Origin of the sequence: Massilia sp. S19_KUP03_FR1 (assembly GCF_036688685.1) — a bacterium.
Classification (GTDB): domain Bacteria; phylum Pseudomonadota; class Gammaproteobacteria; order Burkholderiales; family Burkholderiaceae_D; genus JALYUM01.
The window spans coordinates 1-2432 of the sequence record NZ_JAQQPS010000062.1 but is presented as its reverse complement, the minus strand read 5'-3'; the positions used below and the strand labels follow the sequence as shown (position 1 = coordinate 2432).

At 52.1% G+C, this 2432-nt stretch carries 2 protein-coding genes; one reads left to right on the top strand and one right to left on the bottom strand.

Annotated features, from left to right (window positions below; translation table 11 throughout):
- Positions 1-295 precede the first annotated feature (295 nt).
- Entirely contained in the window at positions 296-613 is a 318-nt protein-coding gene (locus tag V6M87_RS27110; protein ID WP_332879786.1) for a hypothetical protein, read from the top strand.
- Between the two features lie 140 nt (positions 614-753).
- Here the strand turns inward: V6M87_RS27110 and V6M87_RS27105 are convergent, their stop codons facing one another.
- Complete coding sequence (locus tag V6M87_RS27105) at positions 754-2049, bottom strand: DUF6538 domain-containing protein (protein ID WP_332879785.1); 1296 nt, start codon at positions 2047-2049, stop codon at positions 754-756.
- Between the last annotated feature and the right edge of the window lie 383 nt (positions 2050-2432).

Genomic DNA, 2432 nt, shown 5'->3' with positions numbered 1-2432 from the left:
GTACGCAAAACGTGCCTGGCCTTGAAGAGTGGCCAACTGCGGATGGGTACATGATCCCACGAGTCGCTACAGTTAGACCCCTCACTCCGCGACTCTCCATAAAGTGTATCCGGAATGCTAGATGTGGTGTGGTTTTGGGTATACCCTAATGGAACCCACCCTTAGCCATTCAAGAAGAAGCTGATGACTCCTTAAGCCGCATGTTTCCTACTGGCATGCATCTATGCGGCACCAATTGACGATGACTGGACAACAGCGTAGTGTTGTCAGCCTATCCATTATCAGAAAGACACAAATGCGCAGCGATCAGATGCCAATCGGCGTACCACAAAGCATGTCAAACGAATATGTAGATATTAAGATCGTGCGCACCTCTGACAACGAAGTTGACCTTGAGTACCGTAGCCTGACCAATTTCGACCTTCTCTTGAAGGCTGCCTTGAAGGTTGACGGTAGCAGTTCGGAGCTAGTTTTCTTTGACCGAACGTTCTGGACCGTTTCGGTCGATGGCCGTCCGGCTACTGAAGCCGATATTGATGACTTGCTGACCAAGACAGGGCTTGGTTTCGCAGCTATTCCTGCCGAACGTCAGCTTCGCATAACAACCCGGTAAAACGAAAGTGGGTCCATTTCCAAGTCCCCCCGGTCTTCATTTCTGAGTGTTTTCAAAAAGCCGCTAAAGGGTCAAATCTTTTGTTGCTGTTGGAGATTTGATAAGGGGGCATCTTTTTCTGTTTGACCATGCCTACAGGACTACAGGGGAACCAGTGGCGGGTACTTCAGCTTATGCACAGCGTCCCGCTTTTGCTCCAAGCTAGACCCCCCGGAGTACAGCCCGTAGGTCATGGTCTTCTTCTCATGGCCGACAATGTCAGCAGCTACCCCCTCCCCCACGTGGGCTTGTTCAAACTGTGTGGCAACGGTAGCGCGAATGCTATGAAATACCTGCCTACGGGGAATGAATCCCATAGTCGTCTTAAGCCTACCGAACCGCTTCCCCAGAGCCTTGCCCCGTTCGCCCCGACCGTCCGTGTTCAGGCCGTCAATAACGTATGGGTCTTCACCCTTAATGCCTGACAGAATCGGAATCAGAACAGGGTGCATTGGCACAGTACGTACTGCGGCCTTGGTCTTCGTCCCCCTGAAATTGATGACCTCCAACTTGAAATCAAGATCAGACCGCTTCAGCATCGCCAACTCTTCGATGCGTGCGCCGGTGTACATGGCAATCGTAATTAGCAGCGTCAATTGAGGGTCTTCAACTGCTACAGGCGACCGAAGGATCGAAACGACCTCATCAGCGGAAAATGGGATCACAGACTCCTGCTTCTTGGCAGTCTTAGGCACTTTCATCTGCGCAAAGGCAGCGGTGTTTGGCGCATCAGCAACGATTTCATGGTCTACCAGGTACGCCCAAAATGACCTTGCTTGGTTCATCATGCGGGTAACGGTCTTTGCTGCAAGCTCCTCCTCATCGACCATAGAGGTAACCCATGCCTTAAGGGCTTTAGGGGTAACACTGTGATCGTCGGGAAACTGGTTCACAAACCGCTCTACAGCGGCTTGGTAAGCGGCCTTCGTCTTGATCCCATGGTTGCGGTATTGCGCCATGTAATCCTCCTTGTAGTCGGCAAGGATCGCCCTTTGGCCGATAGCGACCTCAAACGCATCCTTTGCTTGGGGGACTGTAAAGCGTTGATCCTGAACCATGTCCTCTAACTGGTCAATCATGACGAGTTCAGCCAGTTCCCTTTCCGAGGGCGACTTGTAGCCCGGCAGAGCGTCATCATCCATCGGCAAGACACTAGAACTCCGAAGCTGCTTCGCCCACGACTTCGTCCACTCAGTTACGTCCACACCATTGCGTGCGGAAAGAACTTCGCGCTTCCATGCTGCGACCATTTCAGCGCCACGGATTGCTGCAAGGCGCTTATTACCCGTGCCCGTGGTACGCCACATTTCGGCCTTGTTACCGAACTTGTCCCTAACGTCCTTAGGGACAGTAAGCCGGGCATGATAAATCGACCCTTGGAGCTTCAGGTTAGCCATGGAAATTGCCTTGTTGGAGTAAGAACTTGGAGTAGTTTAACCGGCTGGAACCCGCCCTACAAGGGCATCATAGGGGCAAGACCCATCGGGAATTAGAATCCCCCTCTCTCCGCCAGAGATAACGCAAACGTTACCAAAGTTTGCCCAGAAGCCCCTAAGAATCAACCGCTTAGGGGCTTTTTTACGCCCGTACTGCCAAAGTATGCCCATTGACACCCATCTTTTTTGCATCCATCCTTGCGCACACGGATTCATGGATCAAAAAAGGATGGATGCAAGATGCCGAATTTAGCCACGCCCCTTACTGCACCTCGTTATACACAAGTCCGCACCGTCGTCCGGCCGGCATGAAAACACGTTTACATTCAAGGACTTAACGCGCC